Origin of the sequence: Aquidulcibacter sp., assembly GCF_049239865.1 — a bacterium.
Classification (GTDB): Bacteria; Pseudomonadota; Alphaproteobacteria; order Caulobacterales; family Aquidulcibacteraceae; genus Aquidulcibacter.
The window spans coordinates 1-25,948 of sequence record NZ_JBMLTR010000200.1; the positions used below are offsets into that span (position 1 = coordinate 1).

Consider the following 25,948-nt stretch of genomic DNA (forward strand, 5'->3'; position numbering starts at 1 on the left):
CATCCTTGGAATGCACTAAGGTTACTCTAAACTTAGGGGTTTTTTTGACTTGGAACGCCTTTAAGCCTCGCTCTGCTCACCTTGAAGCCGCCCGACAATTGTCTTTGCGCCAGATGGGGAGTCAAGGGGTGCAATCGGCTACGCCGACGCGCGAAGCGCGCCCCTTGACTCCCCATCTGGCGCGCTCAAACTCGACCAAAGCCTTTGCCTAGGCATAGCCTGCGGCAAAGGCTGTCCGAGTGGAAAAGGCTATTTCCAAGACCGCGCTGTTTGAGATGGTGCATTCCGTACGGAATGCACCCTACCGCGCGTGGCCTACGACCGATCCAAGCCCAGCCTATTAAAAAGCTGCGCGGCAGTCGCCTGCGTCGCCTCGTTCCAATCGGCAAGCTTGGACTTCATCAGGCAAGATTCGCTTTTCAAAATCACCCCATCATCCAAAATCTTCAATGCGTTGGCCGTCAGAGTTGCGCCCGAGGTGGTGATGTCGACAATGGCCTCGGCAATACCCGCCGCGGGTGCGCCTTCGGTCGCGCCAGCGCTGTCGACGATGCGGTGATCGGCAACATGATGGTCACGCATGAATTGTGCCGTGAGGCGGGTAAACTTCGTCGCGATGCGGAACCGTCGTCCGGTCTGACGGCGCATGTCGGTGGCCACTTCGGCGAGGTCTGCCATGGTCTCCACATCGATCCAGCCATTGGGCACCGCCACCACCACATCTGCCCGGCCAAAGCCTAAGCGCGCTTCGATGGTCAGGCGCGCATCCACATCGCCAGCAGCTTCGCGCACAATGTCTTCGCCAGTAATGCCAAGGTGAATATCCCCCGCCAACAAGGCTTTGCCGATTTCACTGGCGGAGGCTAAGCGGATCTGCACATCGTCAAACCCGTCCAACGTCGCACTATAGCCGCGCTCACCCCCAGTTTGGCGCACGACGAGGCCCTTCTTGGCCAGCCACGCTTCACACTGTTCCTTCAAACGCCCTTTTGAGGGCAGCGCCAAGATCACACTCGCCATCTCATTGCCCTCCAAAGCGTGCAGGGCGGATCACACAGCCGACGGCACGGGCATGACGTGCCCCCGATGAAATCTCGCCTACCAAGGTGTCATAGCGCCCGCCAGTCGCCACAGGTCGCGCAAAGCTTGGATCGACGGCTAAATCGAAGGCCATGCCATCATAATAGTCAAAAGCCTCTGGGCTGAGCGCTTCAAAATGGGCGTGCGCCAAAGCCTCTGGTGCCTCTTGCTGGATGCGGTCGAGCCGCAAGGTCCACGCTTGCCGCCAATCCATCAAATCAACGCCCAATTTCTCCGCCAAGGCGACGCATTCATCCAAGCTTGCCGCCAGCGAGCCTTGGCTGCTGAGGTGAATGAGCTTGGACATGGTCTCTGCCAGTTCTGGCGCGAGGGGTTTGGCGATGGCGCGTTTGGCGCGCGCAGCCAGACGATCGGCCACATGGCTCAATTGCCGGTTGCCGGGCAGCGATAGGTTCGCCAACGTCAAAACCTCTGCGACCGTGCTGCGGGCGCGTTCGGGGTCAAGTTCGGCAATCGTGCGTTCCAGCGCACTGATCTGACGGCTAGGCCCCGTCCCGGTGGCTTGGGCCAAGACGCGCTTCAGCGCACTTTTATGGCTCGCCACTTCGCCTAACGCGCTGTTCCAAGGATCGGGGAGATCGGCCTTGGCGATGATATGGGGTAGCAGACCACCGTCACAGAGGCGGACATAAAGATTGCGCTCGCCTGCCGCTTGGCACGCTTCCCACGCGGCCAGAAACACAGTCACATCGGCTTCAATCCGGTCGGCATCGCCAAAGCGTTCGAGGCCGATTTGGACGAATTCAGGCGCGCGGTCTTCACCGGGCTTTGGTGCACGAAATACCTTGCCCTCGCACACCCAAGCGGCCGGCTCATCATCGCCTTGCGCATTCTGGGCATAGTGCAAAGCCGCAGGAATGGTCAGGTCGGCGCGCAAGCACAGTTCGGCCCCGTCCGGCCCGGACGCAAAATAGAGGCGCGGGCGCACATCTTCGCCGGCCAATTCCAGCACCAAAGCGGCCGGCAATAAGGTCGGCAAAGCCACCTCTTGCCCACCCCGGGCCTTCAAAGCAGCCCAAGCGGCCTGCATCTTGGGACCAGTCTCTTGGTTCATGGCTTCAGCATGTCCTGGACGGCTTCTACCAATTGGGCGCGCGGCACTTCGACTTGGGCTGGTCGCTCGCGCCGCCACGCTTCGTTCGACTCAATCGCTTGGGCCAATTGCGCACCGAGATTGAGGTCTTTCAGCGTGACCTTTCCGGCGTCGCGTTCTTGGCTGCCTTCCATCACGACAACCGGGGCTTTGCGGCGATCGGCATATTTCATCTGCGCCTTCATGCCAGAGGTGCCGAGATAGACTTCTGCGGCAATGCCTGCGGCACGAAGTTCACCTGCCATTTGCATATAGCCCGCCATCGCATCCCCATCGAGGGCGAGGATAACGACAGGGCCTTGCGCCGCTTCGGGCGGGCGACCCGATGCCGACAAGGCCGCGACGAGGCGGGACACACCGAGTGAAAAGCCAGTAGCTGGGGCGCGTTCACCGCGGAAGCGCATCACAAGGTCATCATAGCGCCCACCAGAACCGATGGAGCCAAAGCGGACCTTATTGCCCTTCTCATCTAGCGTCTCGGTGAGGAGCTCAGCCTCAAACACAGGACCGGTGTAATATTCCAGACCGCGCACAATGGCGGGGTCAAAGAAGGCGCGATCTTCGAGAATATCCAAAGCACGCAGAGTTGCGTCAATCGCGCCAAGCTCTGCCACGCCTTCAGCCCCAAGCTCGGTATCGCCCACCACCGCGTCCAAGGCGCTCAAGGTTTCAAGGCGGGTGGCTTTACGGGTGGAGGTAAAGGCCATGACTTGGGCGATGGCATTGTTGCCTAGTCCTGCGCCCTTGGTGAAGTCGCCCGACTCGTCCTTCCGGCCCGCGCCTAACAGCAATTCCACGCCTTCGGGGCCTAAGCGATCCAGCTTGTCGACGGCCCGAAGCACGCCCAGACGTGTGGCCGTATCGGCGACATCAATGCCAATCTTGGCCAAAAGCCCGTCCAGCAATTTGCGGTTTGAGACATTGACCACATAAAGCCCGCGCGGCACGCCAGCGGCTTCAACAGCGGCTGCCCCCATGGCAATCGCCTCTGCATCGGCCTCAGGGCGGGCAGAACCAACGCAATCGGCGTCACATTGCCAGAACTCGCGATAGCGGCCGGGGCCCGGCTTCTCGTTACGCCAGACAGGCCCTGCAGCGCAGCGGCGGAAGGGCTTCGGCAGGCTATCCCAATTTTGTGCGGCAAAGCGGGCCAAAGGCGCGGTCAGATCATAGCGCAGGCTCATCCATTGGCCGTCATCATCTTCCAGCGCAAACACGCCTTCATTGGGACGATCTTGGTCGGGCAGGAATTTACCCAGCGCATCGGCATATTCAAAGCTGGGGGTTTCCAGCCGCTCATAACCCCAGGACTCATAGACCCGCAGCACTTTTTCCACGACGCTGCGCTCTGCCGACAAGGCATCAGCCCGGCGGTCGATAAAGCCGCGCGGCGAACGAGCAAGCGGACGGCTCGGCGCATTTGGTTTGGTTTCGGTCATGTTGAAGCCCGGTGGGAGAAAAGATGGAGGCGGTGTTTATCGCGACATGGCGCGGGCGGCAATCAATCTGCCTGATATCGCTGTGCCTTCTGCGCCAGTACACGGTGTTTTGATACAGGAATCAAGGTGACACTGGGAAAGAGCAGGGTTAGACAAATGGTTTAGGTCCTGTTGTGAGCCGCTGCATGCGTGCTGATCAGAGAAAGATTGCGTCATGAGCGAAAAGTCGCAGCGTCGCCGGAAAGCCCTTGCTTCGGGAACAGGTGTGGCTATTGCGATCTTCGCAGCTTTGGCGGCTACGGGCCTTTCGCTCACCGGCCCACTCAAACCAGCAACGCCGGACAAACCCACCAATGCCGAGGCCCCTAAAAAGACCGACTGGCGCGGGGTTGCACGCCTCGCTTTGGACAAGCAAGAATTCTCCTTTGCTGACGTGAAGTTCAAGGCCGGGGTCTTGACTGTCTCGGGCGATACCGAAGCAGCAGAAGACCGCGCGCGCGCTTTTGAGGTTGTAAAACAGGCTGTCTTGAGTGATCCAAGCCATGTTGGCGTGGTGCTCGCGCTGGAAAATGCCATCACATTAGGTGGACAAGCCATGGCGGATGCGCCTGATGCGGCCTCCACCATGGGGGCCACTCCGGACGCCAAAGCGTGCCAGACCGCCTATGACACCTTGCTCGATGGGCGTGTGATCAATTTTGGGTCGGGCAGTGCGGTGCTTGCCGAAGACTCAAAGCCCTTGTTGAACGCCTTGGCAGCAGTGGCCAAGCGTTGTGAGACTTATCGGGTTGAGTTGGGCGGACATACCGATGCCCGTGGCGACGCCACCGCTAACCAAGCCCTGTCAGAGCGACGCGCACAATCGGTCGCGGATTATCTGGTGTCCAAATCGGTTCCAGCCAGCTTGTTGGGCGTGTCCGGCTATGGCGAGACCCAGCCCAAGGATGCAGGCGGCAATGCGGAGGCCGACGCCAAGAACCGCCGGATTGAGTTCAAAATCGTCGAAGATGGTGCCCAATAGGGCCTTCGCAAAGCCGTTCGCTTAACGCGTCAGGCCCGGCACCCATTTGACATCTTCAGCGCCATTGGCATTGGCGCGACGGCCCGCGACGAACAACAGGTCAGACAGGCGGTTGAGATAATGCAGCACAGCATCCGAGACGACTTCGCCTTCGGTTTGCATCAAAGCAGCCACTTGCCGCTCAGCCCGCCGCGTGATGGTGCGTGCTACGTGCAAATAGGCTGAAAGGGCCGTGCCACCGGGCAGGATGAAAGAATCAAGCGCCGGGATGGCCGCATTCATCGCGTCGATTTCGCCCTCAAGCCGCGTCACTTGGTTAGGCAGAATGCGCAAAGCTTCCCAAGCGAGTGGCTTGCCGCGTTCAGGCGTTGCCAAATCAGCACCCAGGTCGAACAAATCGTTTTGGATACGGCCCAAAATCGCGTCGAGCTCGGCATCGGCCTGACTGTGCAAGCGCGCGACACCGATAGCGGCATTGGCCTCGTCCACTGCGCCATAGGCTTCAACGCGGGCATCAAACTTCGGCACCGTCTCGCCTGTCGCAAGGCTGGTTGTCCCATTATCGCCGGTGCGCGTGTAAATCTTGTTGAGCGTGACCATGTCGGTTCCTAGTGCCAGACTTAAAAATTTCAGTCGTTTGTCGCTCCCTTAGCGGGCGCCCAGAAAAACGCAACGCAAAGAAACCTCGAACTTGCGCACAATCGTGCTAAATCAGTCTCTATGACCCATCCCATTCGACTGCTCTGCTTAATCCTTGCCATTATCTTCACCGCCTTGATTGGCTGGGCGAGTGTGCGGGGTGATTTTGGGGCGGAGTTTGCGGCCATCACAGCGATGCCGTGGGGGCAAATCTCGCTGATCGATCTCTATCTCGGCTTCTTGCTCTATGGCTTTGCAGTCTGGGTGGTGGAGAAGGACCTCAAAGCCCGCTTGCTATGGGCATTACCCATCATCTTTCTCGGCAATGCTTGGTCCTTGGTTTGGGTCGCCGTGCGCTGGCCGCAGATCCTAGCACGTCTGAAGATCGAGCCAACCGTCCCCCCAGCCGACCCTAAGTCCTGACCGCGCAAATATCGGGTAGGCCACGGCCACGACCTGCATCATCCAAGCCATAGCCAACCAGAAACCGGTCCGGGAGGTCAAAGCCCAAATAGTCTGGCGCTGGTAGTTCTGCTGCCAAGGGCTTACGCGCCAACAAACACGTCAAAACCTCACTCGCGCCCTTAGACGCCAGATAGGATTTGGCAAAAAGGATCGTGCGACCCGTATCATAGACGTCGTCGACAATCAGAACTTGCCGCCCACCAATGGGCTTTTGAAGATCGGCCAATACATTGATCCGGCCACCGCTTTCATGCGCGTCGCCATAGCTCGACAGCCACAAAAAATCGGTGCGCGGGGTTTTTCCATGGCGGGCAAGACCGCGCACCACGTCTGCCATGAACACAAAGGCGCCCTGTAACAGGCCAACCACGACAGCATCTTCTTCCAACCGGCCTGCAATCTGACCGGTCAGCACTTGGATACGGCTGTCGATTTCTTGTGAGGACACCAAAATATCCAATTGTGACGTCACGGCCCCGCCCCTCTTCTTATTTAACGTGCAGCCACTGGCGCGTCATGGCCTTCACCATGATCAACCATTGGAACATCTGCGGGTTTTGCTGGTGCTGCGGGCTCTGCCCCCATTAGGCCGGACTTGCCTGTTGGTGGTTCAGGTTTTGGACGCGGGCCTTTGCGTGGCGGATCGGCAAAACTGATCACAGCCTTCAGGCTGCCGCGCACAGGATTAGAGCGGGAACTGGCAAAAGCATGCGCTTTGCCGGGGCCAAGGCTCTCAACGCCCGGATCCACCATCCAAGACAGCCGCTCTAGGCCCTTTGCATCGACCAGCGAGACTTTGAGATAGGGGATGAATTCTGACGTGCGCGATACCGATTGCAACACGCCTTTGACTTCGACTTTGGGGCCTTTGTCATCGGCTGAAGACGTGATGGTGATGTCACGAATATCCACGCCATAGAGATTGGCCGGCATGCCGACTGCAGCAAACGCCGTGGCAGACTTTGGCCACAGGCGCACGATGTCAGTGCGATAAATCGCGGCCGCAGCCAAACCGCCGATCAACAGGCTGAGGCTAATGGCCCAAGGAATTCCAGCCGCCAAACGATGGGTCGTCTTGATCTGGTCCAGCGCCTTTTTGCGCGCCATTTCATGGGGCTCTAGCTTGCCACTTTTGGCCTTTTTGCTGCCAAGACCCAATTTCGCCAACAAGCCCGCCTTCTTTGCTTCAGCAGCGCTAGGTGCTTTTGACGTGCTAGAATTATAGCCAATTGCCCCAGCGGGCATCGCGCGCCACGAATTTCCACATGCCGCACAGCGGACAGTGCGCCCCGATGGTGGAATCGCACCATCAGCGACATTGTATTTCGCAGAACATTGAGGGCATGTGAGTAGCATGAAAGAGACGAATCACCCGGCTAGCGCAACCATAAAAAAGCGCTTATTCGCTGTCAGAGTCTACTCATGAATGAAAAAACTCGCACCCCTGCCTATCGAGAGGGCGGACCGATCGTCCGCTTTGACAAAGTTGGCGTCACCTATGGCTCCGGCACCCAAGCCTTGCGCAATGTGTCGTTTGAGCTGGAGAGCGGTGGCTTCTACTTTTTGACGGGCCCATCGGGGGCGGGCAAATCCACCCTGCTAAAACTTATGTATCTGGCCCTGCGGCCCAGCCAAGGGCGCGCCAATCTGTTCGGTGTGGACGTCGGAAGTGCCAGTCGCGACGATCTGCCGATGTTGCGGCGTAAGATTGGCGTGGTGTTTCAAGACTTCCGCTTGCTGCCGCATTTGTCGGTGTTTGATAATGTCGCCATGCCGTTTCGGGTGCGCGACGTGCCCATGGCCGATTATGCGGAAGACGTAGACGATCTATTGCGCTGGGTCGGCCTTGGCGGACGAATTGATGCTTTGCCTGAGACTTTGTCGGGCGGAGAACAGCAGCGTGTGGCGATTGCGCGGGCCGTGGTAGGCAAGCCCTCTCTCTTGATCGCCGACGAGCCGACCGGCAACGTTGACCCCGATATGGGCGCCCGGATCATCCGTTTGTTCATTGAGCTTCATAAATTGGGCGCAACCGTGGTGATTGCGACGCACGATCTTGACTTGGTGCGTCGTTCTGGAGCCCCTGTTCTCAGACTGGAGGCTGGCGAGTTGACCCAGGCCCCCCATCTAGACTCGGTGCCAAAGGCAAAGCGATGATTGATAAGCTGAAATCGCTATGGAGACAGATAAGCCGCGAATCAGACCGCGCGCTCTTGCCAGCTGATTCACGCCAAGTGCGGCCTTTGACCATTGTGGTGTCGATCATGTGCGCTTTGGGTTGCTTAGCGGGACTGGGCGCCTCAGCCGGGTTCAGGGCCGCCAACACCTGGACCAGTGACCTTAAGAGCGCGATGAGCGTTGTGGTGCAAAGCCCGCGGACCGACGAGGATTTGACCCGCGCTGCCCAGATTGTCGGCCGTATCCAAGGGGTGACGCGCAGCGAAGCCATGAGCCGCGAGCGGGCGAAGGAACTCTTACGCAATTATGGCACGGATATGGGAGCCACTTTGGATGCTTTGCCCGTCCCGCGTCTGATTGAAGTGGGTGTGGTCGCTGGTCAAACCAATGTGAAAGCAGATATTGAGAAAGCCTTGAAGGCGGCAGGCTTCACCATGGTGGTGGATGACCACAGCCGGTTTACAGGCGAAGTGCTGCGCACCTCTACTGTTGTGCGGATTGTCGCCATCATGGCTTTGGTCGCGTTAGTCGTCGCCGCGATTGCAACGATTGCCTTTGCCGCGCGCGCCGCGCTCGAAACGCGGCGGGAAGCCGTCAACATCCTGCATCTGGTGGGTGCTAAGGATTCCTTCGTGGCGCGCGAAGTTCAGATCCGCTTTCTGCGGCTGGGTTTTGTTGCTGGGCTACTGGGTGCCAATGCGGCTGGTGTGATCGCTTTGATCGGATCGACCGTATTTGCTTTTGGGGCGTCGGATTTTACCAGCGGCGCACCTTTGTTGAATTGGACCGATTTGTGGATCCTGCTGGTGGCGCCCCTTGTGACGGCTTGCGCCAGCGCGGTTGCGGCAGACCTTGCAGCTCGGGCAACTTTGAGGGATTTGGTGTGAGATGGCATGGCTTCGGCGAAAGACACGTGAACGGGGGCAACACCGCCCATCGGGCACGGTTGTGCGCTCGTCGACCCTAATTTCGCGTCTCATTTTTGTCTTGAGCTTGCTCGGTGGCTTAAGTCTCCTGATTGGCTTCATCCGATTTGGCGATCATGTAACCTCCTTAAAGACCCCGCTCGGGCCAATCCGGGCAGATGGCGCTGCGGCTTTGACAGGCGGCTCAGACCAGCGGCTGATTGCAGGGGTAAAGCTTGTCGAAAGCAAAGCGGTGCCGCGCCTTCTGATCTCTGGCGTCAACCGCGTGACCACCGCCAAAGAAGTGCGCGCTGTGGCAGGCGGGGCGGAAGTAACCTATGCCTGTTGCATCGACATGGGCCGGCGGGCAACAGACACGATTGGCAATGCCGAGGAAGCCGCCATCTGGGTGCAGGTTCATCAGATCAAAACCTTGGTGGTCATCACCGATGCTTATCACATGCCGCGCAGCCTGTTTGAGATGCGCCGGGCTATTCCCGACGTGGCCCTGATCCCCTACCCTGTGCAGACCACGCGTGAATTTGATGGCGACTGGTGGAAGAATGAACGTCCAACTCGGGCTTTGGCGCTGGAATATGGCAAGTATCTTGTCTCTATCGGGCGTGGGCTTTTGGAAGGCGACACAGAAATAGCGTTGGGGCAGGTCGGCCTGTTTCACAAAGGAAAGACTCCATGACCTTGATCCGGTCGCTTTTATTGATGGTGTGGATGTGGGGCAGTGTGCTGATTGTTGGCACGTTGGGCGCGCCCTACGTGTTCGTGTCGCCCCTGGGCGGCGCACGCGTCATGGAAGCTTGGGCAAAGGTCATGCGCTTTGGCGCGAAATGGATCGCGGGCATTACCTATGAAGTGCGTGGGCTGGAACACTTGCCCGAAGGCCCGATCATGATCGCGGCCAAGCACCAAAGCGTCTTAGACACCATTATCCCGACACTGTTCACCAATATGCCCGTCTATGTGTTGAAGCAGGAGCTCTTAAACCTACCGATCTTCGGCTGGTATTGCCGCAAAGCCGGCCTCATCGCGATTGATCGTTCGGGCCATATGAGCGCCTTAAAGGCCATGGTCGCCCAAGCGAAAGAGCGGTTTGAGCAAGGCCGCCCGCTAATCATCTTCCCAGAGGGCACACGCCAAATGATCGGGGCAGAGCCTGACTATAAGCCCGGCGTTGCGGCAATCTACATGCTGCTGGGCGTGCCCTGTGTGCCGCTGGCACTCAATACAGGCACATCTTGGCCTGCAAAAGGCATTTGGCGGCGTCCGGGCAAAGTGGTGTTTGAGTTTCTCCCTGTCATCCCGCCCGGACTAAAGCGCGGCCCCTTTATGGAATTGCTGGAAAGCCGGATTGAAGGCGCCAGTCAGGCGCTATTGGAAGAACATGAGGTCAAGCAGGCCTTGCATCGCAAACGGCACCGCGACGAGTCCTCGGGTGGTGACGGTGGCTTCTATGCAGGTTTCGACAGCGGCACATCAAGTTCCAAATCCTCCTCCAAAAGTAATTCAGACTCCGATTGGGGATCGAACCATGATGGCGGTGGTGGTGGAGATGGCGGCGGCGGCGGTGGCGATTAATGGCTAAGTCCAACTCACTCAGCGGCCTGATCCTGCCTTTGGCCACCGGTGCGCTCGTGCTCGGCGGCTATTTTGTCTATTGGAGGCAGACTGCGCAAAGGATAGAGGCGCAAGTGGCACAAGCGCTGCCCACTCTGCCTAAAGAAAACATAGAGGTCACCGGCTTTCCGTATCGCTTTGAAGCGGGGATTAATGGGCTTAGGCTGCAGACCAGTACGGGCCTCGTCTTTGAAGCGTCGCGCTTTGTGGCTGCTGCCTCGCCCTTTAATCTCAATCTCTGGGCACTGGAAGGCGCGCTGGAGCCGAAGTTGAAATTGCCCGGTGGGCCGATTCGGCCGCTCACGGCCATGGATCTCAAGGCCAGCCTGCGCTTTAAAGACGGCCAATTGGCGCGCTTTTCTATGACGTTTGAGGGGCTGCAGGCAGGCACTGCCGACCCGTCCGGCCTTGGTCCCGCACCGTGGCGGACAGGGGCCGGTGGTGTCCATTTGATCGCGGACCCACAAGACGCCAATCGGCTTGCTTTCGCCCTCGATCTAAAAGCCTTGGAGTTGAGCGGCTTACCAGAAGGCCCTGCGGCCATTCTGGGCAAAAGAATAGACCATGTGCGCCTGACGGGTCCGATCAGCCAAGGCCAGACTTTGTTGCGATCGACCAAAGCGTGGGCACAGGCAAAGGGCGAATTCACCATCATGGCCGCCCAACTCAACTGGGGGCCTTTGGCTTTTGATCAGGGCACCGGCCTTTTAAGCGTGACCTCTGATGGCCAATGGCAGGGCGAAATTCGCGGTCAAGGAGCTCTCAAGCCCAATGGGATGGCAGTCCCCGCATTGTCTGCGCCAATTGAAATTGGCATTGAAAATGGGCAAGCGCGCCTGCTCGGCTTTTCTGCTGCGCGGGTGCCGAGGGCCTATGATTAGCATTGCTGGAATTTCTTGCGCCTAAGGCGCCATAAAGCGGCGCGAACATCAGCATTCTCAATTGACTTCGGGCGCTTGCGACTTTAAGGACACCCTCCCTAACGCTCGCCGTCATGGCGGGCGCTTTCGTTTATTTCGCGAACCCCATCCCGATCCCCGGTCTGGTCCGTTCGCCCCTTATCAAGGAACAGCGCGATGTTCGCGGTGATCAAAACTGGCGGCAAGCAATATAAAGTCGCTGCAGGCGACAAGCTTGTGATTGAGAAATTAGAAGGCGAAGCAGGCAGCGCCATCACTTTCAGCGACGTGCTGATGGTTGGTGGTGAAGCTGGCGTAACCGTCGGTGCCCCACTTGTGGCTGGCGCAACGGTTGCTGCAACTTTGCTGGAAACCCGCAAGGGTGACAAAGTGATGGTGATGAAAAAGACCCGTCGCTCGACCTATCGTCGTCGTAACGGCCACCGCCAATGGGGCAGTGTCGTTCACATCACCGCCGTCAACGCGTAACCAAGCGCACAGGAGACTGACACATGGCACATAAAAAAGCCGGCGGCTCGTCACGCAACGGTCGCGACTCGCACTCCAAGCGTCTTGGCGTCAAGAAGTTCGGCAACGAGATGGTTGTTTCGGGCAACATCCTCGTGCGTCAGCGCGGCACCAAGTTCTTTGCTGGTGAAAATGTCGGCCTTGGCCGCGACCACACCCTGTTTGCGACTGCCAATGGCCAAGTCGTATTTACCCGCAAGCGCGACGACAAATGTTTTGTCTCCGTCATGCCGATTGCGGAAGCAGCAGAATAAGGCGGTCCTGAACCACTCCGGATCGTCCCCCTGAAAGGGGTGATCCGGTCAAACAGACCATTTCCCGCGCGGGGGGCCGGATCACCGGCCCCCCGTTTGCGTTATGCCCTGATGCATACGGGTCCTTTGAACCAGACTCTGGTTCGGGCCAGTCTCCCCCCACCCCGCGCGGGTTTCCTGACGGAGACTTTGCCATGCGTACACAAATTGACACGAGCCGCCTCACCCTGCGCCCCATGCAAATGACTGACCTCGCACGCGTCGTATGCCTGGCCAATGATCTCCGCGTATCCGGCAATCTGTCGCGCATGCCCCACCCTTACCGCAAAGAAGATGGCGAAGAATGGTTGAGCAAACAGCCCGAGATGTGGGCTGGCAAAGAAAACTATGTCTATGCGATTGAACATAAGGTCGAGGGCTTTATCGGTGCCATGGGTCTGCACTGGATGGACCGCATGACACTGGATGGCAGCTCCGCCTGGGAACTCGGCTATTGGCTGGGCGTTCCATACTGGGGTCAGGGATTTGCAACCGAGGCGGGGAAGGCCTTGATCGCCGCAGCGATCCACGACCTCAATCCTGTCTATTTGGTGGCTGGCTTTGCCACGGCAAACACACAATCTGGTCACGTGCTTGAAAAACTTGGCTTCTACAAGGTCGATGCGATTCGCGAGATGCGCGTTTTAGCAACAGGCAAAAACTCGCCCACGCAAGTCATGCGTCGCGATATCGCTGAAGCAGAAAGGAGACCTAGGTCATGACGCCAGCTTTATTGACCCCGCGTCTCTTGTTGCGCCCCTTGGAGCATGAGGACAGCTTGGCCCTGGCGGACCTACTGAACCGGCCAGAGGTGGCACGCGGCCTGTGCACCATCCCCAAGCCCTTCACAGCCCTACATGCCAGCGCCATGATCTTAATGATCCGGGCGAGTGAAGCGCGCGGCCTAGAGTTTGTTTGGGCCGTTGAGAACAGTGAGGGTGACGTGGTGGGCCAGATCGGCCTGCGGCAGACCCACCCTAGCAGCGCTAAACTGGGCTATGCCTTCCTACCTGAGTTCTGGGGCCAAGGCCTTGGGAGCGAGGCAGTGCAGGCCGTGCTCGACTGGGCAGCGCGCCAAGCAAGCTTCACCACAATTGAGGCCGAAGCCCATCACGACAATCCGGCAAGCCTTCACTTGCTGGAAAAGCTGGGCTTTGCTCAAACAGGTCCTATCCAACGTTTCAGTCTGGCCCAACAAGGCCAGATCCCGCTGATGGCTTTTCAAAAGAGCCTCACTGACGCTGTCCAATTGGCAGTGGCTTAAAACGAAGAAGGCCCGCTGATCGCTCAGCGGGCCTTTTATTTTGTGTTGGGGCGGCCTGATTAGGCGGCGCGGACGCGTTCCAAGAATTCTTGGGTCTCTTGATCCAGCTTCGCAGCTTGAACCGAGAGCTCGCGGCTGGCGGCGAGCACTTGGCTCGCAGCAGCGCCGGTTTCCCCTGCGGTTTCGGTCACACGCGACACGTCCGAAGCCACCGATTGGGAAGCTGCAGCCACTTGCGTGATCGCGCTGGCGATCTCTTGAGTTACGGTTGCCTGCATATCCACCGACTGGCCGATCATGCCAGCATTTTGGTTGATGCGGGTGATAACCGCTTCGATGCGCGACATGGCACCGACTGCACCATCGACCGCACCTTGGATCGAACCGATTTGAGCGGCGATATCCTCGGTCGCATTGCCGGTTTGGCTGGCGAGGTTCTTAACTTCTTGCGCCACGATAGCGAACCCGCGACCAGCTTCACCGGCACGTGCCGCTTCGATGGTGGCGTTCAAGGCCAAGAGGTTGGTTTGATCGGCGATACCCTTGATCAGCTCAACCACTTCGCCGATGCGACGGGCCGAATTGGCCAATTCGCTCACAGCGCCTTGGGCTTCACCGCTCAAGCGAACTGCTTCAATGGCGACCGAGCTCGATTCTGAGACGTTCGACTGAATGGTCGAGATCGATGTGGTAAGGCTTTCAGCCGAACCAGCGGCAGTCGAGGCGCTAACCGTGCTTTCTTCTGCAGCAGCGGCCACGCTGGACGCCATCATATTGGTGCGGTCAGCTGCAGCCGTCATGGCTTGAGCCGTTGCTTCCAACTCTGCCGAGGCCGCAGCCACGGTCCGCAGCATGTCACCCGCCACTTGCTCGTAAGCTTGGGTTGCCGAAGCAATCGCTTCTGCACGGCGCATTTGGATCTTGGTCTCTTCGCTGGCGGCCGCTTCAAGCGCAATGCGCTCAATGGCGTTTTCACGGAAGACTTCAACCGCTTCAGCCATTTCACCCAGTTCGTCGCCACGATCGCGGCCTGGGATCATCATGTCGGTCACGCCGCTCGCCAAGGTGCGCATGGCATCGGTGAGGTCGGCGATTGGCTTGGACAAGCTGCGAGCAAACCAGAAGCCAGCGGCAGCCGCAGCGCCAATTGCAACCAGCGTGGCCAATAAGATGTTGAGAGCCAAAGCCTGCAATGGCTCTTGGGCCTCTGCAACCGTTTCGTCGGCAGCGACGACAAACTTAGCTCCAAGTGCCGTGAAAGGCACAAAGGCTGAAATAACAGCATTGCCATCTGCGTCGTTGGTGGTGGTGGTGATGGATTGGCCTTCAAAGCCCTGCTTAACGAAGTCGTTTTCAACTTTTGACTTAAGGATTGTTGGTTCTTTCGCGTGTGGCGAATTATTGCGCACCAAGAAATCTTCACCAATCAGAGTATTTTCGCCGGTCTTGCCGTTAGCAGGCTGTGGCTTCATCGCCGCATCGATTTTGTTGATCGACAATTGGATGGCAAAGACACCCTTGAGCTCGCCGTTCGCGCCCTTGATTGGCACAGCGATAAACCCTGCTGGCACATCGGCCGAAGGCGCATAGGGCTTAAAGTCAGCCAGCTTTGGCTCAGCATTCGCGCCAGCGGCGATTACGTCGCGGACGAGAACGCCCAGACCGGAATCTTTCCACTTGCCGTTTGCCAATTGGGTCGCGAAGTCGCGCTCTTTAAAGACGGTATAGACGTTTTGCCCGTTCGCATCGAACAAGAAGATGTCGTAATAGTCGTTGGTGCGCAGGATATTACGCAACCAAGGATGCAGTTCAGCATGAACAGCGTCATAGGCCGTGCCATTGTTGGCGGCGTCCCACTTTTCCTTTTGGCCCGCAGCATTGGGGTTTTGGTCAATATAGGTGGCTTGAAGTTGGGCTTCAGCATCTGGACCCAATTGCGCGTAAGCGGCAGAGAAGCGATCTAGTGCCGTAGAAATGATCGCGCTGGACGCCAATTCCTTGGCTTGAGCACCGGACGTGTCGAAGAAGGCTTTCGCTGCTTCAGCGCGCGATTGCGCGGTCGCCGTCAGCAAGCTCTTAGACTGGGAGTTGATATTGCTTTGGGAGTTTAGATAGGCCGCCCCACCCGACATTGCCGCCGCGAGCGCCGCCAGCCCCGCGATCACCATTGGTAGCTTTTTAGATATTGCGACCTTATTCAGCCCAGACAACATTACAACTCTCCCCGGTCCAGTGCTGAGATCTCCAGCCATCGAGCCTGCCTCGATAGCACTCAGCGCTATAGATTCTGGAGAACATCCTATCCGGTAAGTGGTTACGTTAAAGTTTACAAAGATTGACGCCATTCAGTGTTCAACTGCTTTGTTGAATACCTGGGTTTCAGATTACTTTGTTTGTCGAATGATCGCTTCAATTGCCGTCCACGCCTCAGGTTCCTCAAGAGTTGGCGCATGACCAACATTGGGGACCTCGGCCGTAATCAGATCAGGTTTAGCAAGCTTCATCCGCTCGACAATATCTGCGGACAGGAGATCGGATAACGCGCCTCGGATCACAGCCGTGGGGATAGGGGCCAAGGCAGCATATTGATCCCACAAGGTTGGAATGGCCTCAGTGCGGCCCGAGCTAGCCACTTGGGAGATAGCCGGATCATAATCGAATAAGATGCCTTCGGGCGTCTCTATGCAGGTTTTTCGGGCAAAATCGTCCCAAAACGCGGCATCCTTGCCCGGAAATGCGGATTCACCAATGACGGCAATCATGGCCGCAGCCTCCTCCCAATTCGAGGCCCGACCAATTTTTCCGACATAGCCTTGGATACGCTTCAGCCCGGCAGGATCCACTTCTGGACCAATGTCGTTCAAGATCGCGCCGGCCACCGTCGTTTGAGAGAATGCCGCGACCAGCATGGTGATGATGCCGCCCATACTGGTACCAAGGAAAACCGCCCGCTTTAAACCCAAACGGTTCAAAATCGTCAGCACGTCTTGGGCATAGACAAGTGGATTATAATTGCTGGGATTGGGATCCCAATCGGAACGACCACGACCGCGCACATCGATGGCCAGTACACGGCGGCCCATGCGGCGAATCGGTTCGATCACGCCAAGAAAATCTTTGTGGTTCCGCGTCAGGCCATGCAAGCACAGGACTGGTGGGCCCGTATAGGCCCCGACCGGGTCAAAATCAGCGACGAAAGTCTTCACCCCGTCGTGTCCAACAATCATATGTTCGTTCATGCCCGCTCCCAACAGCGCCCCAAACCTTCTTATGTCATTGTTTAAGGCCTAATTGGGGGTGCGAAACAAGGTCTGAATAGCCTGCGCCACTGAATCGTGATCACGAAACGTCATAATCGGACGTATCTTGGCGCGCATTTTCGCGATTTCTCTTGCAGACTCGCTTTTTCGTTCCTATCTTGTTCTTACCAATCGCAGCAAGACCAGAAAGGAATGGCGATGCAATTATCTCTCTTGCCAGCCTTGGAGGCAGAACGCCCCCGCACCAAGCCCGAAGCCCCGTCGCACCGGCAAGATTCCCCCATGCCTGCGGTTAGTCGGCCCACGTCTGCCCAGATCAATTATCTCAAGCGGCTGACCGGTATTCGCGCCGACGGGCAGTTGCAACGCTATGTCGCGCGCAAAATTGGCAAGCCGGGCATGAACCAAGGCAAACTCGTGCTCACCAAGCAGGACTTTGCCCAAGCAATTGACCGTGAACTGAATGAAAAGCGCTGGGCAGCCTAAAGTGCGGCTTTAAGCCAACACGAGGTCATCGCGGTGCACCAAGGCCGGCCGGCCCGCATAGCCCAAAATGTCTTCAATCTCGTCGCTGTGGCGGCCAAGGATCTGAAGCGCGTCGGATGAGGAATAAGCGGAAACGCCATGGGCCACGATGCGGCCACTGGCATCCTTGATGGCAATCGCGTCGCCGCGCTCAAATTGTCCTTCGACGGAAGTTACCCCGATGGACAATAGGCTGGCCCCGCCCTTGAGGGCCTTGGCAGCCCCGGCATCGACACAAAAACTACCAGCGGGATTGAGGCTGTGACCCAGCCAAGCCCGCCGCGCGCTTTCGCGGTCGGCCGCAGGGATAAACCAAGTCGAGCGACCGCCTTCCAAGAGGCGGCGGAACGGATGGTCTAAGAAGCCATCCTTGATGGCCACACTGCAGCCAGCAGCGGTGGCGATCCGGGCTGCTTCAATCTTGGTGCGCATCCCGCCAGAGCCAACACCGGCTTTTTGATTGATACCGCCAGCCATCGCTTCAATCGCGTCCGTAATTTCGCGTACTTCGCCAATATGCGGCGCGGCGGGATTTTGCCGTGGGTCGGCCTCATAAAGACCATCGACATCGGAGAATAGAATAAGCGCATCGGCGCCAACCATCTGCCCAACCCGCGCGGCCAGCCGATCATTATCGCCATAGCGCAACTCATCTGTCGCGACCGTATCATTCTCGTTGACGATTGGTACCGCGCCACACGCCAGCAGGGTGTCAAGTGTGGCCCGCGCATTCAGCCAACGACGACGCCGTTCGGTATCATCCGGCGTCACCAAGGCTTGCGCCACGGCGATGCCTTGCTGGGCAAATGCCTCGCCCCAAGCGGCCATCAAGCGGACTTGACCAGCTGCGGCAGCGGCCTGTTTTTCTTCCAGCTTCAATTTACCTGCGGGCAAGCCAAGAGCGCCGCGGCCAAGTGCGACCGCTCCAGAAGAGACAATGACAATCTGCTGGCCCTGGCTGCGGGCGAGCGCCACATCCTGCGCCACCGTTGACAGCCAAGCGGTGCGGGCTTCCCCGCTGGAAGGATCAATGATCAGCGACGAACCAAACTTTAGAACAATGCGCTTGGCTTGACGCAAAGCCCGATGCGTCATGGTGCCCAGCCGTCCTCATTGGCCTCGGCCATCGGTTCACCGAATGAGTCCACGTCATCTAGGTCCGGCGACAAAATCCCGCGAGACTTTGCAACTTCACGCCACAGCAAGCCCAAAGCGCCGCGCACGCCAGCGTGCGACACCCCCGAAATTGCCAAAACGGTACGCCCAGCCTCCTTCGACAAAGCGGCCCGCTTTTCGGCAACTTCCTCGGCGCTTAAGGCATCAATCTTATTGAGGGCGATGATCTCTGGCTTGTGAGCGAGGTCTTCGCCATAGGCCTCAAGCTCATCCCGCACGGTGCGATAGGCTTGGGCGACATCTTCTTCGGTACCGTCGATCAGATGGATCAAGGCAGCGCACCGCTCGACATGGCCCAAGAAGCGGGTTCCAAGCCCTGCCCCTTCCGCCGCCCCTTCGATCAAGCCTGGAATATCGGCCAAGACGAAACGCGTATCGGGACCCAAGATTACGACACCCAAATTCGGGTGCAGCGTGGTAAAGGGATAAGCAGCCACCTTCGGATTAGCCGACGACACCGCCGCCAAAAAAGTAGACTTGCCGGCATTCGGCAGACCCACCAAACCAGCGTCGGCGATCAGCTTAAGTCGAAGCCAAATAAACTTCTCTTCGCCTTCAAGGCCGCGATTGGCGCGGTCGGGTGCTTGATTGATCGAGCTTTTGAAATGCAAATTGCCCCAACCGCCATTGCCACCCTTAGCCAGCACGACACGGTCTCCAATTTGGGCCAGATCGGCGATTAGGGTCTCGCGATCCTCTTCCAGAATCTGCGTCCCCACGGGCACTTTTAAGACGAGATCTTCCGCTGAAGCCCCATGTTTTTGCCGACCCATGCCATTTTGGCCGCGGTCGGCTTTGAAGTGCTGCAGATAGCGATAGTCGATGAGGGTGTTAAGTCCGTCCACGGCTTCGACAACGATGTCGCCACCGCGACCCCCGTCACCACCGTCAGGTCCACCATATTCGATATATTTCTCGCGCCGGAAAGAGGACGAGCCATTGCCGCCGTCGCCAGAACGGATGAAGATTTTTGCTTGATCAAGGAATTTCATAACCCGCGCAGACTAGCGCGGAACGCGTCATAATGAAAGCCAAGCCAGTCAGGAACCAAAATTCAGGCAGTCGGTGTCGTCGCTAAGGGCACAAAGGGGGCATCTGGCCGCTCCGGCATGACCGTTTCCACGTGGGCTTTTAGATGTTCAGTGACCTCGGCTGCATCACCTAAAAGATGTTCAGGCGGGATGGCGGGACCCGCAGACAAGGTGAAAAGCTGACCCTTCTTGTTCAAGAGCTCTTTGAACAAAGTGATGTCGCGCAATTCCTTGGAGAAGCTATCAAAGAAGTGGAACCAAAAGCTCCAAGGGCCTGTCATATGGATGGGCACAATTGGGGCGTGGTTCTTGCGGGCAATGGAAACAGCCGAACTCATCCATTCGGGATCTTGCAGAACCCCATTCACATGGCGCGCCAATCGACCAGCGGGGAAGATAAAGATCGCCCGCTCTGCCTGAAATGCACTTTGCGTCAGGCGCAAAGTCTCGCGCGTTTTTTCTCTTGTGCGCTTATGCTCTTCCCACTCCACCGGCACCAAGACGTCCGTAAAGCCAGCCGAGACGCGGTGGGCATCGGCATTGGCGTAGAAAATCAGATCAGGCCGGATCGGCTTGATCGCATCCCAAGCCGCAATGCCATCGGCAATGCCCGTCGGGTGATTAGCCACAATCACGCAGCGACCGCTTTGCGGGATATGATCAAAGCCATGGGTTTGGGTGCGAACAGATAGCCGGTCCGCCACTTCTTCCAGCGCGGGCAAGCCAGGCAATGAGGCGATCGAGTCGGCCATGGTGACCGCTTGATCATAGTCGAGCAGTTTATTGAGTGAAGCCCGAATGATCGGCCAGAAAACAGATTTGGCGAGGCTGGGCGCCCGCTCCTCGATCAGAATATCGATGATATGCTTGTCGGGATGGGTATGCTGTTCAAACATCAGACAGTCCAACGACACCTATTGCCACTGGGTTGAAGCTGCCATGGACTGGTCGGATTTGGCAAGCCCGCGGCTGCCCGTCGTCAAGCGTCGACGCCAAGCCCAGGGCATTTGCCCCAGACTTGGCTGACAGGATGCGAGAGTGGGTTAGAAGGCGACGCGAACCCGTGCGCGTATCTGCTCCATCCGCACATCGGTGCGGTCGATGGTTGTCTCATAGCTGAGCCCCAAAGTGGCCGACTTCACTTTCGCCTCAACACCGAGGCCAACTTCACCCCAAGATTCGTCTTGGGCAAGGCCCGCTACATTGGCCAAAGTTACGCTGGTGGCCGAGGCAAAGCCGAGACCGTTAGCGCCGGTATCGGAGGCTTCGAAATCATGCGCCAAGGCGACCCGAACCCAAGGCTTAATTGTGCTGCCAGAGCCAAAGTTACCATAAGCTGTCACGCCCAAGCGCGCCACGAGCGATTCAACCGTGCGCTCGCCGACCGTAAGACCAATTGGTCCAGACTCGCGATAAGCGTCGATCTCAGCCTTATCATAGGCCATCGACACGCTGGGCACATACGAGCCCCAGCTTGTCTTATTGTTGGCGCTGAGGGCTGCACCGAAGCTGGTCAGCGTGCTGTCAGTGGAGGCCGAGGCCGCCAACGGACCCGCAAAGCGAGTCATGTCCAAATTGCCGGCACCACGTGACAGATACCCATCCAAGGCCAAGACTGGGCCGGAAACGCTACCATAGACCGAGAGTGCGGCTGCATCAGACTTGGTCTTTGCGGTCCGGCTCGACAGTTTGCTGGTGCCATTGGCCAAATGAAGCGCAGCACCCAAGACATAGTTTTTCTGGGTGTAATCAACGCCGACAAGACCCGTTACCGTTTCCGTGCGCGCGCCAACAAAGCCTTTTTGGGCCTCTGCACTTGCCCGCAAACCGCGGACTTCGCCAAAGGCGCTCCAGCCCGGCTTCATGGTGCTCGAAACGTTCGTGGCCGGCATAATTTCGCCTGCATCCGTCATGACGCCCAAGCCACCGCCCAAAGCAGCGGTCTGGATACCACCCCAATTGGCCCCTTGCGCGCCCGTTTGGCGAACTTGAGCAACGCGACCCATGACCATCGCGCTCATGGATTCAGACGTCCGCAACATAGATTGTGCCGCGAGCCCATTATCCCAAGGCGTCAAAGCCTGCAGGAAGTTGGCAGCTTCCACGGGATTCAGGCGGTCCGAATAGCGGTAGACCGACGCCAAAGAGCTGTAATTGCTGGCGCGGTTGCTATCGAGAAGGCTGGCAAAGCCCGAGCATTGCACGCTGGCACATGCCGCAAAGGATGCATATGGCACAGCTGTGATATCGACGAAGACATCCTTGCCTGCCACTCGAGGTGTGGCGCGCAGCACGCCTGGCAGGTTCGACGCAATCATGGCGAATGCACCGCTTGTCGTGCCGGTTGCGGATGCCACCGTCCAACTGGAGCCAAAGTCAGGCACATAGCCATTCAGGAAGTTAGCGGCAAAGCCACCGCCGAGCACCAAATTGCCGGTGACATTCAAGCGGTCGGCCGTGATCGAGTTGGCAATGTCAACGCCGAACATGCCGGTGCTACCAAAGCCCGCACCACCGCTGATGGACAAGGTACCAACGCCACCCACCGCGCCCGGGGTCAAGACGCCGCCAGCGACCAAGACGCCAGATTGGGTCAAGATGGAACCAGAGCCGGACACCGTACCGCCCAGAACATTGAGCTGGCGCGGCGCGAAGATGCCATCGACGTTGAGCACACCGGCGTCAACAAAGGACGAGATCGTCGTGTTGAGGCGGCTGCCGACTTTGATATTGAGGCCCGACTGGGCGCCGCGCACATTCAGGCGGTCGATCGTGGCGGTAACCCCCGTCATGGAAGTTGTACCAGCCGCGCGCAAATTCACTTCAAAATAGCGCGTCGAATTCTGCACACCCGCCACGCCATCAGTATTGTTCGGGGTAAAGCCGCTAGAGCCAACACCGGTTAGTGCGCCAGAGTTGAGCGCGAGACGGCCAGCCGTCCAGGCCCGTGTGGTTTGGGCTTCATTGGCGTCTTGACCGTTGATTGGAGCCGGATTGTTGGCGACTTGCGTTGCACTTACCTGGCCCAAAGCGACAGAACCGGAAGCGGTTGATGTCGCGCCAGCAGTACCACTCATCAAACCATAATAGCTGGCACCCTGATCAAGATCGTCGGACGTTGTGTTGACGGTCAAACGATTGCCAGCCAGTTCCTGTGTCGCCTTTACCGACGAATTGGTTGCGGAGACCCCGGCCGCTGCGCCAGCAAGCTCGCCATAATAGGCAGAACCTTGGTCAGAGCCGACCTCATCACCGTCGATTGTGAGACGGCTTCCGGAAAACGCTTGAGCAACCATTTCGGCAGAAACCGCCGGACCCGTATTGCCACCCGTTGCGGGGCAGTTGCCGAGATAGGCGCACAGTGCGGGTGGTGTCGGGTTACGATTGACGGTTCCAAAGTCTGGAGCCGCATTGCTGTATCCCAAAGCGGCACTGGTCGGAACCGCATTCACCAAAGTGTTGCCCGCACCCAAGGTGAAGTAGAGTGGGTCCAGCTCTTGGGTCCAGCGCGTGCTATCTGTCCATTCGCCGTCCCCAGCCCGGGTCGTTACGTATTTGTAGGGGTTGTTGATGAGAATCTGATCCCAATACAGGAAGAGCGGATTATAGCCCGCCAGCGAACCATAGTTAGAAAACGCCTGTCCAAAGACGAGATTGTCGTTTGGATTGCCCACGGCATCAAAGAACAAACGCGTGCCCTGACTCAAAACACCAAGCGAAACATCGCGTCCAAAGGCCGAAGTCATCAAAGGAGAGCCAGAATCTCCAGACCCTGTGATCGCTTCACCCGCGACCGCGCGGCCGCCCAAGGTGTTGTAATCGAGCGTATTGGAAGCCGTGCGCGTCACGCTGGACGAGAAGGGTTCTGTTGCGAAGTTTGGATTGTCAAAATCCAGCCAATACAAATCTTGATAGCGCAGGCCATTTGGCTCCAATAAGTCACCGATGGCTTGGCCATACACGCCAACCGTCAACTGGCGTTCGTCACCCAAAAAGTCGACGACATTTTGCCCCAGACGACGGAAGAAGTTCTCCTCCAGCGCGCCGGAGGTGCGCGCACCTGTTAAGCCGTTGCCGGAAGTTCCATAGCCACCAATCGTAACAGGGACGATGCCGTTGACTTGAGAGAACAGAAGCCCGATGCCATTTTGTGCATCGCGGCCCAATAATTCTGTCGGCGTGTCAAAGCCGGCCAATGCAATGTCGGCAGGCAAGAATGCGCCGGAGTTGGGATCTGCTTCCGAGCCAAAGCGGGAGCGCGGATCATACCAAACCATGGTTGAGTTAACCATCGTGCGACCGTCGCCTCTCGGAACGTTGAAGTCTTGTCCGAACAGCCAGTTGCGAAGATTGGTAGTCCCAAACGTCCCGTCGGTCGTGTAGCCGACTTGGGCGCGATTTCCGCGCGAATTGCCGTCATAAGCACCAGGGGCCAAGGTATCGACGCAATGGGCAGCAAAGAGCACGGTCCGAGGATTGATGAGCAGACCCGTACAGGTGCCGCCGCCGTTCCCAGCCTCATTGCGAATACCCAATCCAACCCAATAGGGCCGTGAATTGCTGGTATCGACCACCGAAGCAGGCGGCGTTGTGGACGGAGTCACCAAAGCCAGTGCAGGCGCGCCAGCTGTTACACCCAGCCCCAAGGCCAAGCCTGCCACTGTATTGGTTAAAGTTTTTCTGGAAATTTTCATCGTCTTGCCCCCGCTTCTCAAATCAACCTGAACACCATAAATTGTTGTTGGTGACTTTAAGTTAAGGAAAATTTAGACGAAAGACAACGCCAGTCAACTCCCCCGCTGCCCAAATCAAAGCTTCGTGATCCTTGATTTGTTAACCATTGCGCGGCAGCGCCGCCTTGCCGCCTGACCTGCGCTGAAGTGGTGCGGTTTATCTCTGCCGCATCACAGGCTAAGGCTATCGCAAGACAAGGGGCAGTACCATGCGCGAAATCCATCATTTCATCGACGGGCAATCAAAAGCGGCAAATACGGGTCGCTTCCACAATGTGTATGACCCTTCAACTGGCAAGGTTCAGGCGCTCGTCGAACTGGCATCGGCGGAGTTTCTGGCTGAAGCGGTGGCAGGCGCTAAAAAGGCCCAGCCTGCTTGGGCCGCCACCAATCCGCAAAAGCGGGCGCGTGTCATGTTTGCGTTTAAGGCCCTCTTGGAACGCGACATGGAGGATTTGGCGCGCCTATTATCCTCCGAACATGGCAAGACGATCCCAGACGCCAAAGGCGACATTCAACGCGGCCTTGAAGTGATCGAATTTGCCTGTGGCATCCCGCATTTGCTGAAGGGCGAATTTACCGAAGGTGCAGGTCCCGGCATTGACATGTATTCCATGCGCCAGCCCTTGGGCGTGGTGGCAGGTATCACCCCCTTCAACTTCCCCGCCATGATCCCGATGTGGATGTTTGGTGTGGCTATTGCCTGCGGCAATGCCTTTATCTGTAAGCCCAGCGAAAAGGACCCTTCGGTGCCGATGCGCTTGGGCGAGCTTCTCCAAGAAGCGGGTCTGCCAGATGGCATTTTCCAAGTCGTCAATGGCGACAAAGCGGTGGTGGATGCGATCCTTGAGCACCCCGATGTGAAGGCCGTCAGCTTTGTCGGCTCGTCGGCGGTGGCCGAATATATTTATGCCAAGGGCGCGACCTATGGAAAGCGCGTTCAAGCGATGGGCGGGGCGAAGAACCATGCCATCATCATGCCCGACGCTGACCTCGACCAAGTCACGAACGATCTTATTGGCGCAGGCTATGGCAGTGCGGGAGAGCGCTGCATGGCGATCTCCGTCGCGGTGCCCGTGACCGACAAAGTGGCAGACGCCTTGATTGAACGCCTAAAGCCCCGCGTTGAAGCGCTAAAAGTTGGCCCAAGCCTCGATCCCGAGGTCGACTATGGCCCGCTGATCAGCCACGAACACCGCCAAAATGTCATCCGCTGGATCGATAAGTCGGTGGAGGAAGGTGCAAAGCTGGTCGTCGATGGTCGGAAAGTCTCGTTCCAAGGCTATGAGAGCGGCTTCTACCTCGGTGGCTCGCTGATCGATCAGGTCAAGCCACATATGGATAGCTATAAGACCGAAATCTTCGGGCCTGTCTTGCAGATCGCGCGCGCCGAAGATTTTGAAAGCGCAATTGCCCTGCCCAACGCGCACCAATATGGCAATGGCACCGCCATCTATACCCGCAATGGCCGCGCCGCGCGCGAATTCGCCAGTCGCGTTGAAGTGGGCATGGTGGGCATCAATGTGCCGATCCCCGTGCCCTTGGCCTATCACAGCTTTGGCGGCTGGAAGCGGTCGGCCTTTGGCGACGCCAATCAGCATGGTAGCGAAGGCGTGCGCTTCTTCACCAAGGTCAAAACCGTCACCGCCCGCTGGCCAGAAGGCGCGGGCGCGGCTGAGTTTGTCATCCCGACGATGAAATGAGGGTGGGGGACGGCGCGCGCAGACAAAGCCCCTCGCCCCTCTTGGGGGAGAGGGGTTGGGGTG

The 25,948-nt window shown here is 58.0% G+C and carries 25 protein-coding genes and 2 pseudogenes; 14 read left to right on the forward strand and 13 right to left on the reverse strand.

Annotated features, from left to right (window positions below):
• Positions 1–212, forward strand: a 212-nt coding sequence (locus tag ACOVRA_RS13955; RefSeq protein WP_421720830.1) for a hypothetical protein, incomplete at its 5' end; no start/stop codon positions are given.
• A 103-nt stretch (positions 213–315) separates the two neighbouring features.
• Here ACOVRA_RS13955 and hisG read toward each other — a convergent pair.
• The 3 genes from hisG to hisS are packed head-to-tail and all read right to left on the reverse strand — an operon-like array spanning position 316 to position 3,633.
• Positions 316–1,020, reverse strand: a complete 705-nt coding sequence (gene hisG / locus ACOVRA_RS13960; RefSeq protein ID WP_421720831.1) for an ATP phosphoribosyltransferase — start codon at positions 1,018–1,020, stop codon at positions 316–318.
• 1 nt (position 1,021) lies between these two features.
• Positions 1,022–2,155 (reverse strand): ATP phosphoribosyltransferase regulatory subunit, encoded by a 1,134-nt coding sequence (locus tag ACOVRA_RS13965; protein ID WP_421720832.1) that lies wholly within the window; start codon positions 2,153–2,155, stop codon positions 1,022–1,024.
• Complete coding sequence (hisS, locus tag ACOVRA_RS13970; protein WP_421720833.1) at positions 2,152–3,633, reverse strand: histidine--tRNA ligase; 1,482 nt, start codon at positions 3,631–3,633, stop codon at positions 2,152–2,154. The genes ACOVRA_RS13965 and hisS overlap by 4 nt, the downstream gene beginning before the upstream one ends.
• Before the next feature lie 214 nt (positions 3,634–3,847).
• On the opposite strand from hisS, the gene ACOVRA_RS13975 reads away from it, so the two are divergent.
• Entirely contained in the window at positions 3,848–4,654 is an 807-nt protein-coding gene (locus tag ACOVRA_RS13975; RefSeq protein ID WP_421720834.1) for an OmpA family protein, read from the forward strand.
• Positions 4,655–4,675: 21 nt separating this feature from the next.
• Here the strand turns inward: ACOVRA_RS13975 and ACOVRA_RS13980 are convergent, their stop codons facing one another.
• Complete coding sequence (locus ACOVRA_RS13980; protein WP_421720835.1) at positions 4,676–5,254, reverse strand: cob(I)yrinic acid a,c-diamide adenosyltransferase; 579 nt, start codon at positions 5,252–5,254, stop codon at positions 4,676–4,678.
• Between the two features lie 120 nt (positions 5,255–5,374).
• Between ACOVRA_RS13980 and ACOVRA_RS13985 the strand changes: the two genes are divergently transcribed.
• Positions 5,375–5,716 carry a hypothetical protein gene (locus ACOVRA_RS13985; protein ID WP_421720836.1) on the forward strand — a complete coding sequence of 114 codons (342 nt, stop codon included), beginning with the start codon at positions 5,375–5,377 and terminating at the stop codon, positions 5,714–5,716.
• Here the strand turns inward: ACOVRA_RS13985 and ACOVRA_RS13990 are convergent.
• From ACOVRA_RS13990 to ACOVRA_RS14000, 3 genes and pseudogenes are all read right to left on the reverse strand, one after another.
• Positions 5,706–6,230, reverse strand: a complete 525-nt coding sequence (locus ACOVRA_RS13990) for a phosphoribosyltransferase (protein WP_421720837.1) — start codon at positions 6,228–6,230, stop codon at positions 5,706–5,708. The two genes, ACOVRA_RS13985 and ACOVRA_RS13990, sit on opposite strands and share 11 nt — an antisense overlap.
• Before the next feature lie 20 nt (positions 6,231–6,250).
• On the reverse strand, positions 6,251–7,003 hold the full coding sequence (locus ACOVRA_RS13995) for a hypothetical protein (RefSeq protein WP_421720862.1): 753 nt from the start codon (positions 7,001–7,003) through the stop codon (positions 6,251–6,253).
• 12 nt (positions 7,004–7,015) lie between these two features.
• Positions 7,016–7,114 (reverse strand): annotated as a pseudogene (locus tag ACOVRA_RS14000) (zinc-ribbon domain-containing protein); the annotation flags it as partial.
• 66 nt (positions 7,115–7,180) lie between these two features.
• Here ACOVRA_RS14000 and ftsE point away from each other — a divergent pair.
• The 9 genes and pseudogenes from ftsE to ACOVRA_RS14045 all read left to right on the forward strand — a co-directional run bounded on the left by ftsE (position 7,181) and on the right by ACOVRA_RS14045 (position 13,457).
• The gene (ftsE, locus tag ACOVRA_RS14005; RefSeq protein ID WP_290806206.1) at positions 7,181–7,915 is read left to right on the forward strand and encodes a cell division ATP-binding protein FtsE; all 735 of its coding nucleotides are present in this window, start codon (positions 7,181–7,183) and stop codon (positions 7,913–7,915) included.
• Positions 7,912–8,823, forward strand: coding sequence for a cell division protein FtsX (locus ACOVRA_RS14010; protein WP_421720838.1), 912 nt, complete (start codon positions 7,912–7,914; stop codon positions 8,821–8,823). Before ftsE ends, ACOVRA_RS14010 begins: the two co-directional genes overlap by 4 nt.
• 1 nt (position 8,824) lies before the next feature.
• The gene (locus tag ACOVRA_RS14015) at positions 8,825–9,538 is read left to right on the forward strand and encodes a YdcF family protein (protein WP_421720839.1); all 714 of its coding nucleotides are present in this window, start codon (positions 8,825–8,827) and stop codon (positions 9,536–9,538) included.
• The gene (locus ACOVRA_RS14020; protein ID WP_421720840.1) at positions 9,535–10,434 is read left to right on the forward strand and encodes a lysophospholipid acyltransferase family protein; all 900 of its coding nucleotides are present in this window, start codon (positions 9,535–9,537) and stop codon (positions 10,432–10,434) included. Before ACOVRA_RS14015 ends, ACOVRA_RS14020 begins: the two co-directional genes overlap by 4 nt.
• Positions 10,434–11,354, forward strand: coding sequence for a DUF2125 domain-containing protein (locus tag ACOVRA_RS14025; RefSeq protein WP_421720841.1), 921 nt, complete (start codon positions 10,434–10,436; stop codon positions 11,352–11,354). Before ACOVRA_RS14020 ends, ACOVRA_RS14025 begins: the two co-directional genes overlap by 1 nt.
• 195 nt (positions 11,355–11,549) lie before the next feature.
• Positions 11,550–11,852, forward strand: a pseudogene (rplU, locus tag ACOVRA_RS14030) (50S ribosomal protein L21); the annotation flags it as partial.
• A gap of 32 nt (positions 11,853–11,884) precedes the next feature.
• Positions 11,885–12,154: a 50S ribosomal protein L27 gene (gene rpmA, locus ACOVRA_RS14035; protein WP_290806215.1), complete on the forward strand. Its 270-nt coding sequence runs from the start codon at positions 11,885–11,887 to the stop codon at positions 12,152–12,154.
• A gap of 194 nt (positions 12,155–12,348) precedes the next feature.
• Positions 12,349–12,915 (forward strand): GNAT family N-acetyltransferase, encoded by a 567-nt coding sequence (locus ACOVRA_RS14040; protein ID WP_421720842.1) that lies wholly within the window; start codon positions 12,349–12,351, stop codon positions 12,913–12,915.
• On the forward strand, positions 12,912–13,457 hold the full coding sequence (locus ACOVRA_RS14045; RefSeq protein ID WP_421720843.1) for a GNAT family N-acetyltransferase: 546 nt from the start codon (positions 12,912–12,914) through the stop codon (positions 13,455–13,457). Before ACOVRA_RS14040 ends, ACOVRA_RS14045 begins: the two co-directional genes overlap by 4 nt.
• A 59-nt stretch (positions 13,458–13,516) precedes the next feature.
• Here the strand turns inward: ACOVRA_RS14045 and ACOVRA_RS14050 are convergent, their stop codons facing one another.
• Together ACOVRA_RS14050 and ACOVRA_RS14055 are read right to left on the reverse strand one after the other, a co-directional pair.
• Complete coding sequence (locus tag ACOVRA_RS14050) at positions 13,517–15,670, reverse strand: methyl-accepting chemotaxis protein (protein ID WP_421720844.1); 2,154 nt, start codon at positions 15,668–15,670, stop codon at positions 13,517–13,519.
• A gap of 171 nt (positions 15,671–15,841) precedes the next feature.
• Complete coding sequence (locus tag ACOVRA_RS14055) at positions 15,842–16,696, reverse strand: alpha/beta fold hydrolase (RefSeq protein WP_421720845.1); 855 nt, start codon at positions 16,694–16,696, stop codon at positions 15,842–15,844.
• Between the two features lie 219 nt (positions 16,697–16,915).
• Between ACOVRA_RS14055 and ACOVRA_RS14060 the strand changes: the two genes are divergently transcribed.
• Complete coding sequence (locus ACOVRA_RS14060; RefSeq protein WP_421720846.1) at positions 16,916–17,203, forward strand: hypothetical protein; 288 nt, start codon at positions 16,916–16,918, stop codon at positions 17,201–17,203.
• A gap of 9 nt (positions 17,204–17,212) precedes the next feature.
• Here ACOVRA_RS14060 and proB read toward each other — a convergent pair whose 3' ends face one another.
• The 4 genes from proB to ACOVRA_RS14080 all read right to left on the reverse strand — a co-directional run bounded on the left by proB (position 17,213) and on the right by ACOVRA_RS14080 (position 24,143).
• Positions 17,213–18,337 (reverse strand): glutamate 5-kinase, encoded by a 1,125-nt coding sequence (gene proB, locus ACOVRA_RS14065; protein WP_421720847.1) that lies wholly within the window; start codon positions 18,335–18,337, stop codon positions 17,213–17,215.
• Positions 18,334–19,410: a GTPase ObgE gene (gene obgE / locus ACOVRA_RS14070; RefSeq protein ID WP_290806232.1), complete on the reverse strand. Its 1,077-nt coding sequence runs from the start codon at positions 19,408–19,410 to the stop codon at positions 18,334–18,336. The genes proB and obgE overlap by 4 nt, the downstream gene beginning before the upstream one ends.
• Before the next feature lie 62 nt (positions 19,411–19,472).
• Positions 19,473–20,345 (reverse strand): 1-acyl-sn-glycerol-3-phosphate acyltransferase, encoded by an 873-nt coding sequence (locus ACOVRA_RS14075; RefSeq protein ID WP_421720848.1) that lies wholly within the window; start codon positions 20,343–20,345, stop codon positions 19,473–19,475.
• Positions 20,346–20,492: 147 nt separating this feature from the next.
• Entirely contained in the window at positions 20,493–24,143 is a 3,651-nt protein-coding gene (locus tag ACOVRA_RS14080) for an autotransporter domain-containing protein (protein ID WP_421720849.1), read from the reverse strand.
• A 248-nt stretch (positions 24,144–24,391) separates the two neighbouring features.
• Between ACOVRA_RS14080 and ACOVRA_RS14085 the strand changes: the two genes are divergently transcribed.
• Positions 24,392–25,885, forward strand: coding sequence for a CoA-acylating methylmalonate-semialdehyde dehydrogenase (locus ACOVRA_RS14085; RefSeq protein WP_421720850.1), 1,494 nt, complete (start codon positions 24,392–24,394; stop codon positions 25,883–25,885).
• Positions 25,886–25,948 lie beyond the last annotated feature (63 nt).